This is a genomic window from Xenorhabdus sp. NBAII XenSa04 (assembly GCF_963866145.1).
Lineage (GTDB): Bacteria > Pseudomonadota > Gammaproteobacteria > Enterobacterales > Enterobacteriaceae > Xenorhabdus > Xenorhabdus indica.
Genome location: NZ_CAWMEB010000334.1, coordinates 19,904 through 28,807 on the forward strand (window position 1 = coordinate 19,904; position 8,904 = coordinate 28,807).

At 39.7% G+C, this 8,904-nt stretch carries 4 protein-coding genes and 1 pseudogene; all 5 read right to left on the bottom strand.

Annotation, left to right across the window (positions count from 1 at the left end):
- Nucleotides 1-117 precede the first annotated feature (117 nt).
- A complete protein-coding gene (rluB, locus tag AAC147_RS11755) occupies nt 118-1,041 on the bottom strand; it encodes a 23S rRNA pseudouridine(2605) synthase RluB (protein WP_047678157.1) in 924 nt (307 codons plus the stop codon).
- Between the two features lie 75 nt (nt 1,042-1,116).
- A complete protein-coding gene (locus AAC147_RS11760; protein WP_047678160.1) occupies nt 1,117-1,737 on the bottom strand; it encodes an L-threonylcarbamoyladenylate synthase in 621 nt (206 codons plus the stop codon).
- Between the two features lie 50 nt (nt 1,738-1,787).
- A complete protein-coding gene (rnm, locus tag AAC147_RS11765; RefSeq protein WP_047678162.1) occupies nt 1,788-2,660 on the bottom strand; it encodes an RNase RNM in 873 nt (290 codons plus the stop codon).
- A 367-nt stretch (nt 2,661-3,027) separates the two neighbouring features.
- On the bottom strand, nt 3,028-8,097 hold the full coding sequence (locus AAC147_RS11770) for a trypsin-like serine protease (protein WP_047678165.1): 5,070 nt from the start codon (nt 8,095-8,097) through the stop codon (nt 3,028-3,030).
- A gap of 28 nt (nt 8,098-8,125) precedes the next feature.
- Nucleotides 8,126-8,904: pseudogene (locus AAC147_RS11775) on the bottom strand (hypothetical protein); the annotation flags it as partial.

Below are 8,904 nucleotides of genomic sequence, written 5' to 3' on the forward strand. Positions count from 1 at the left end.
TCAGTGACTCAATATTCAATAAACATTGTCCAGTAAATAATATTCAGCGAAAAAATGTTTACCAACTATAGAGTTAACTCAACTGCTTTATTCAACTGAAATAGCGGCCTGAGAAAATTAACGGCCTTTAAGCGTCGTTTTTCTTCCCGTATTTTGGCGAGAGCTGCTTGCTGGGCGTTTTCCGGCGGGGCGGGAAGTCACCTGAGCATGCCGCCTTACTGCACGACGGATCTGATTGGCTTTGATACGACGTTGTTCACGTTCAACCGCAACTTTAGATACGGTTTCTTCATTTAGGCCAACCAACTCACGTAAATAGTTAGTCTGCTCCAGCCCTAATTCAGCCCAACCGCCACGAGGTAAGCCTTTCGGCAAGTTAATATCACCGTAACGGACACGGATCAGACGACTGACCTGCACGCCAACGGCTTCCCACAAGCGCCTGACTTCACGGTTGCGTCCTTCTGTCAATGTGACGTTGTACCATTGGTTAATCCCTTCTCCACCTTTAAACGAGATAGTTTTGAATGAAGCAGGGCCATCTTCCAGTTGTACGCCTTGTTTCAACTGACGCAATTTAGCGTCGTCCACTTCACCAAAAACGCGAACAGCATATTCACGTTCAACTTCACGGCTCGGATGCATCAGACGGTTTGCCAGTTCACCATCTGTCGTAAACAACAACAGGCCACAAGTATTGATATCCAGACGTCCCACAGCAATCCAGCGAGCATCCTGCATTTTCGGCAAGCGGTCAAACACCGTCGGACGCCCTTCAGGATCATGTCGGGTGCACAATTCACCTTCTGGTTTATAATAAGCCAAGACCCGACAAACTGTTTTTTGCGGCTCTTTGATATTTAAAATCCGCCCGTCAAAGCGGATTTTGGTGGAAGGTTTAACTTCGATTCGATCACCCAACGTTGCGATCTTACCATCAACACTAATGCGCCCCTGTTGAATATATCCTTCAATTTCACGGCGTGAACCGTGACCAGCACGCGCAAGAATTTTTTGTAACTTTTCTGTTTTATCGCTCATTGAGCAACCTCTGCTGTCGCCTTCACAGGCGTCGTATGATAAAAAAATAAAAAAGTGGGAACTTCAAACTTCATCTTATAAAAAAGGGGTCACATCACCTTCGCCTTCACGAAGAACCACTGGTGAATCCCCGGTTAAATCCACTACCGTTGTCGGTTGCTGCCCAAGATAGCCACCGTGAATGATTAAATCAACTTGTTTACTCAAAGTATCTTTGATCTCTTCCGGATCAGACTCGGCAAAATCATTGCCCGGCAAAATCAGGCTGCATGACATCAAAGGCTCACGCATTGCTTCCAATAACGCCAGAGCAATAGGATTGGACGGGACGCGCAAACCAATAGTTTTACGTTTCTCGTTCATTAAACGACGAGGGACTTCTTTTGTTGCCTGTAAAATAAAAGTGTAATTACCGGGAGTATTATTCTTGATTAACCGGAACGCCTGATTGTCCACATGGGCATACGTTGAGATCTCTGACAGATCACGACACATCAATGTAAAGTTGTGCCGTCCATCCAATTGACGGATACGGCATATACGGGTCATGGCATCCTTATTTTCAAGGCAACAACCAATGGCATAGCCTGAATCAGTAGGATAAATAACAACTCCCCCCTTTTTCAGCATCCCTACACTTTGCTCAATAAGACGGGCTTGTGGATTATCAGGGTGGATATAAAAAAACTGGCTCATAATGATAACCTCTACTTCTATACAGCTTTAAGTTCCAGCAGCGTTAAGTTCTATGCAGCCCCAAGCCGTGACCAGTCGTACCATATTGGTACAACATCACCGGGTAACCACAAATTACGACCGAGTTCTATCCATGAACAAGGTTGGTGAAAATCCGATCCTAATGATACTTTCAGCCCATATTCTCTCGCCAGTTGACCAAGTTGTTGCCTTTCATTAGGTGCTTGTTGACATTGCGCAACTTCCATTGCATCACCGCCATGTTGTTGAAACCAGGCTATTAAGCGTTTTAGCCATTTCATTGACAAACCATATCTGCCGGGATGAGCAATAACAGCCTGTCCCCCTGCCTGGTGAATGGTTTCAATAGCCTGCTCGATTGAACACCATTGGGGTGGAACATAACCGATTTTTCCCTTTGCCAGATATTTTTTGAAAACTTTCTGGATCATCGGCTCAACTCCCGCCTCAATCAGATAACGGGCAAAATGCCCGCGAGTGACCTGCCCGCCATTAGCTAACCGGGATGCTCCTTCCCACGCATCGGGAATACCTGCTTTAGCTAACCGACGCCCGATTTCAATGCCACGCTGTTTCCTTAAATCAACCTGATTAGCCAGAAATTTTCTTAAGGAAACGGATTTGATATCAATATTTAAGCCAACGATATGAATTTCCAGATTTTGCCATAACGTCGAAATTTCAACGCCGGATATTAACGTCAATGACAAATTATTTTGCTGAATATAGTTTAAGGCAGGTGAAATACCCTCTGTCGTATCGTGATCAGTGATTGCCAATACATCAATACCCATGGAAATCGCTCTGCCCACGAGCTGTTCAGGTGATAAAACGCCATCTGAAGCAGTCGTATGGCTATGCAGATCATAGCGCCTTATCATTTCACTGGCGGCTTCAGCCATTGTTTTTACCTGTTTTGTTGGGTGGGAAACAAGAAAACTATCTATCACGTGATATCAAGCACGAAGCAAGAATGATAACACAGTAGGTGGAATTAAAGGGGTTAATTCCTGAATAGATTTCATTATTGATTGGAAAAAAAATTGAAACCCTATCTATCTATGATTAAGTACCAAATGACAATCATAATCTAGAAGATAGGGTTGGAACTACATGACTATTGGTTATTTTTATTTCTTATATACTCATTAAACTTCAAGTTGCAATTTACAACACTATATGAAACCTGATTTCTCCCCGCTTCGCGGGGAGAAATCACACGCATCTTGAAGTTAGATTGGTATAAATCCAAATCAAAAGATGAAATATTCATCTCATATATGGGTGATAACAAAACTTTCTTTCAACCTGAATGAATTGCCCACAAAATTGTGCAGAAACCGTTATATTTTGTTTTCCAAATTGACTAAGTTTTGCGTCAAAACTCCAGTATCCCTGATCATCAGCCACTATACTTCCTTTTTTAGTATCTCCAGATGGAAAAGGGACTTTAGGTAAAAGAATACTATAACAAAAAAAATCCTCATCATTCTGAACGTTATATGAAACTTTCATTTTCGGTAGTGCATCTCCCGTTACTTTCACATCAATTGGAGGATGATATGAAACTTTAATACTCCCTTCTGGCGGTGCTGAAATACTCAAAACAGACGCATCAACATTATCTTCTTTCATTCTTTTATGAAGCTGACCATTAACCGTAATAGATTGTGTGGCTTCTACCTGATATATTCCCGGCTGTACATTATGTAGACTACAACGCCAGTTACCATCCGTTTTTGAAACCTGTACAGGGCCACAGTTCTGAGAATCTCCATTTGCAGGGGTAGCTTTCAAAGAAATATAAGCACCTTTTGTTGCTATTCCCGTAATAGGAATAGAAATAGTCTCATTACTTTTCATCATGGGAGTAAATTCCTCTGATGATTTTGCAATTTTACTTGCACTTGAAGCTGTACAGATCGGCTTAGCTATAGGATTAATGGTAATATCCGATATGTAAATCACTTCAAAATTGCGGGTTACTGGCTTTCCTGAAGGCTCATTATCTACCCATTGCTGCGCCAAGATCCTATAATCTCCCGGTTTGGATTCGATTTCGTCAGGACAAACCCAATCCTGATTTTCATCCACATCAACTTCGCAGATTTGCTTACCGGCAAGAGAAACTGTGATACGAGCCCCCACCTGCCCTTTACCATTGATGGTATACGTCGGCGTCGCAATTTGTTCCCCTTCCGCAGGCTTAAGCACACGCATTTGTAAATTAGCCCCATAACGCACTTTAAAACTTCTGTTAATCTGAGAGCCTGCATCATCCACGATTGTCACATCGTAATCCCCCGGCACAGAACTATAAGGCCCACATGTCCAAGTGTAATTTTCCCTATTGAGCTTCGCAGAGCAATCATCATGCCCGCCGAATGCTTTTACCGTAACGGTTTTTGCATTACCCGGCATCGTACCACTAAAGGTATATGCAGGTGTTTTTATAATTTCAGCTTCCTTAGGGGATTTCACTGTTAGCTTGATTTCTCCGGGAGCAGGAATTATCTCAAATGTCACTTTCGCTGTGGATTGCCTTACCTTGTCCAAAAAGGCTGTAGCAACCAGTTTTTGCTCTCCTCTGACGGAGGTATCCAAACCATCAATCCATTCCCAATGCCCTTTATCATCCACTGTAACGCCATTCTGACAGATCTGTGACAACGCTTTTTTGTCCAAACACACTACTGTTCCCGGCTCTCCGGTGCCTTTAGGCAGAATGTTTTCGAGATGCTGATACACTCCGCCGTTGTGTGGTTGTGTGATAACCACCGGCTTAATGGTTTTGGTTTGTATTTCAAAAGAAACAGATGAACTTGAGTTCAATGTATTATCAATAAACTGCTCTGCTACAACAGAATATTTTCCCTCTTCCGGCTGATAAGGTCCACAAGACCATTTACCCGATGCGTCAACTTCGGTATTACAATCTTTAGTACCTCCAAACCCCTTGATATATACCTTAGCTCCTTTTTCTCCCGTACCTGTAATAGTAAAAGGCAGCGTCGTTATCTTTGCGCCGTGAGAAGGGAGAGTGATCTGTATTTTTGTTTTGCTGACTTCGTACTTACGCGTCACTTGCGAAGTTCTTTCATAAGTCCCGCCAAACTCCGTCGAACTTATTTTTTTATACTGAGCTGCATAAAGAGAAAATACCCCTTCATTAATCGCCGTCAATGCAGGTTGATGAGAACAGGCCCATTTTCCACTTGAATCAACCGTGACGAAACAAATTATTCCCTCATTAGACATCGGTAATGTCATCCCTTGTGGCAGAAACTCTTTCGCCGCGGCGACAAGAACCAGCTGACCAGGAGTTCCCTGACCTTCAATGGTAATCCCGTCGTACAAACGATATTGCGCTCCCTTGGCAGGAGATGTGATACGTATAGGGATAGTAAAATGCAAAGTGACAGGATCTCCAACGTGTACCCCATTTTTAGTTTCCTGTATCCCCAAGGTATAAGTATCTCCACCTAAAATAGCCCCAGGCATGATCGTAAACTCCCAAAAGAAGCCAAGACCACTGCTAAGGGCAGAACCAACCAAAGATTCAACACCCCCAAAAACGGCCCCGGCCAAACTGCTTAAAAAACCACCAAATCCGCCGCCTCCACTACCTCCAGAACCACCGTATTTACCAGAAAGACGGATTGGGTTATCCGGATCAACCGTTGAATTATCCTTAGGATTATCGATTTCAAGTTTTTTTTCGGGGTTATCGTCGTCGTCATTTTTATCTTTAACAGTAAAACGTGTAACATCTGTGGCAACCACTTTGCCTTCTTTGATTAATTCAGCAGTGAGTTCATAAGTCCCCTTAGTAAAAATGATTGGTCTGTCACACTGCCAGTTACCATTGTCACTAACCACAGCACCTGTACAGATAGAAGTCTCTTTAACAAGTCCTTGATTGCCTCCCTCCAACTTTGGTGAAAAAGGGTCTATTCTGCGCCTTTTAACATCAACTTCATCTCCGGGAACATTAGAACTACCCGATAGAAAACTTGAAGTACCCACTGTGCTTGTTTCACCCGTAAAGGGAGTTGTAATCTTAATTTCAGGAGTTGTTATTCGGAAATAGCTTCTTTCAGGAGGTGAACCACCCCAATATTTTTTAAACTTTTCCAACCCCAATGGATAATATTTATCCGCGACTTCAACATAGTAAAGTCCATCTTTTAATGAATAATATGGAAGAGAAATTTCCCAAACAGGATGATTGTTTTGCCCAGAATAGATTGGAATAGAAGAAAAGAACCGATGCTCACCTAATTTTACCGGAGAAAAAGTATTTTTATCCTCTTCTTTAATTTTTATGGAATACTCTGATGGTAAAATTACATCACCATTTGGCCAAATATATTTCTGCCTATCACCACCATAACCAGAAAATATCTGATCTTGTTGTTCTTTAGAGTTTATCTCTCTCGGATTATTAATATCATTTTTATCCTTAAACGTCGGGCTTAAATACCCTCCTAATTCACTCGATTTATTCCATAAGATTGGATCAAGCGGGTCAACATGCTCAATTTTTTGTATTGCAAAAATATTGAATTGCCGTAACCCGGCATTTAATCCATCTATTTTCTTATTAGGAAGATAAACTCTACTTATCTTATCATTAACATCATTACAATATAAATATGACTGATTAAAAAAACAAAAAAAACTGGCTTTATTATCTAGCCCTAAATCAAAAGGTAACATTTTACTATAGTTACTGTATAAGTTATCTTTAATTAGTTTAATATTTGGACTGTTACTCTCTTCAGGTTGAAACAGTATATTAACTTGATCATAAATATTTAAATTATTAGTTTTTTGAATCGCTGTTATTTTATAATTCCATTCTGTTTCACCACTAGGATCTTCTATTTCTTCAATAGCTGAGTAATTTATAGTACATGACCAGAAACCATAATCTGTTGTTTCTATTGTTTTTCCATCAGTTATTCCCTTACATAGTTCGTCTTGTGTATAGTAATCATCATCACTTACAGTAGATTGCAATTCAAGTTCAACTGCTGACCCAGGATCAGCATAACCACGTATGGTAAAATTCTTCGTAAATACAGTTGATTTATCTGCTGGGTAAACAATACCAAACTCTTTTGCAATAGAAGGTATTTTTGCTTGTACGCTATCTTCTCTCCACGATACACTTTTTGATAAATTATCTGATGATTCCTTAGCTGTAATAATGACATTATGTTCTTCTTCTTTATTCATTTTCTCAGTGAAAAAGTCATTATTCGGGATGTGACATTTCCACTCTCCACTATTATCAACAATATCTTTACATTTAAAAGATTTTTTTGCTCCATCATTGATAGAATAAATTAATTCTATTGCACTTTTTGGCCTTCCCCAACCCTTAACAAGAATATCTCCATCCCGCTTTCTTAAATGAGCATTCCAATCTGGGGTATCAATCCAGATCTGCTTCATTGTCTGAGAAAACCACTTGCCAGGAAAAAATTTATCGATAAAACCGATTTTATTATACTTGCCAGTAACATCTGAAACGACAAAAAAAGGATAATCACGCTTATCATCAGTTTTTTGTTTTACACTAGGTACCTCAAATCCAAAGGATGATACCCCAACAATTGTATCGTTCCAAATAATCGGACCACCAGAATCTCCATGCTGTATAACACCTGGTTTTAAACCTGCCTTTTTATTTTTTGCTATAACTAGCCCTTGGTTATTAAAAAAATCACGAGCTGGAGAAATAATCTTAACATCAGCATAATACTGAGCATTGTCGCTATTCTTTTTCGGCTCGCCTGTTGTTTCATCAATTCCTCTATAACCATAGCCATAAATAGAAGATTGGTAGTAACTGCTATCTAATTTTTCATAAGCTTCATCATAATTGAAGAAACGACGAATGCGACCATATTTTCCATCCAACTCTAACGGTTTATCCAGCTTTAAAATCGCTACATCATGCGGGTCCGGTCCAAATGCCCCTGGAATTTCCATCTTTATAAAATTATAGGTAGATGCAGTGACTTTTTTATTTTTGTCATATGAACTAATCACATAATAATTTTTAGCTTCTACTTCTTCACAATGTGCAGCAGTTAGAACATAGTTTGGTGCAATCAACGAACCGGTACATAACATCTTTTCTTCGTTTTTTTGATCAACATAATAAATACTGACAACCCACGACTTACATTTATCGCTGTTAATATCCTTACAGCTTTCTTCTCCCCCTGCAATAGCCTTTAAAGGTAACGATTTAATTGAACTATCAGAAAATGAATTACTACAATGGAATAAAATTAGTAATATCAACACTGCTCTAATAACAATCATTTCAAGCTCCTTAAATATAATTCCACAACTAATTTTTATTAATGCAATTCATTCCGCGATCACTGCCTATGCATTTAAATGTTTTACCGCCTCTGCTTTGATAAAAATAGTTATCGCTACTTTCTTGGAAAGTAAAAAGATACTCTCCTCTCTTAGCATAATGCTTATACTCATATGTCCAATTGCCATTTTCATCAGATACAATTTCTTCTGGTTCTTCTGGAAACTCAACTCTATTAAAAGATAGCTCGACACCGGACATCAAATTTTCTTCATCATCTTTAATAGTTGGCATAGAGGTCCCATAAAATTCAGTGAAAACACTATCATTTCTGATTTTTACAGAAAAAACTTTAGAACTGAGTATTTTCACTTCATCTTTGTTGTTTGGAATAGATTCACCTGAGATATTTCTGCCAACTGCTCTTATCATTATAAAACCTACGGGCATTCTTTGAATTTCATAACGCCAATTATTATTATCAGGACTCACAGAATATGATGGAGATTCATAATCATTATGTTTATATGATATATTGACCGTGCTTCCATTAGCTGCCTGACCTTCAATCAGAATATTCTGTGTATCTTGAGTCGTTGAAGAAATCAGCTCATTATTTTCAGGCTTGGTTATCTTTACAGGGCAATTTTGCGCAGAATAGCTCACCTCTTTTTTACCCTGCACACTGGGTAAAAAAGATTGATGAGTGGACTGCAATTCTGAAGAATGATCGAGTACAAATGCTTTATAAGAAATAAAGCAAACAGCTTCTAAACCGTCCAGTTTCCATTCACCTGTCCCAGTAT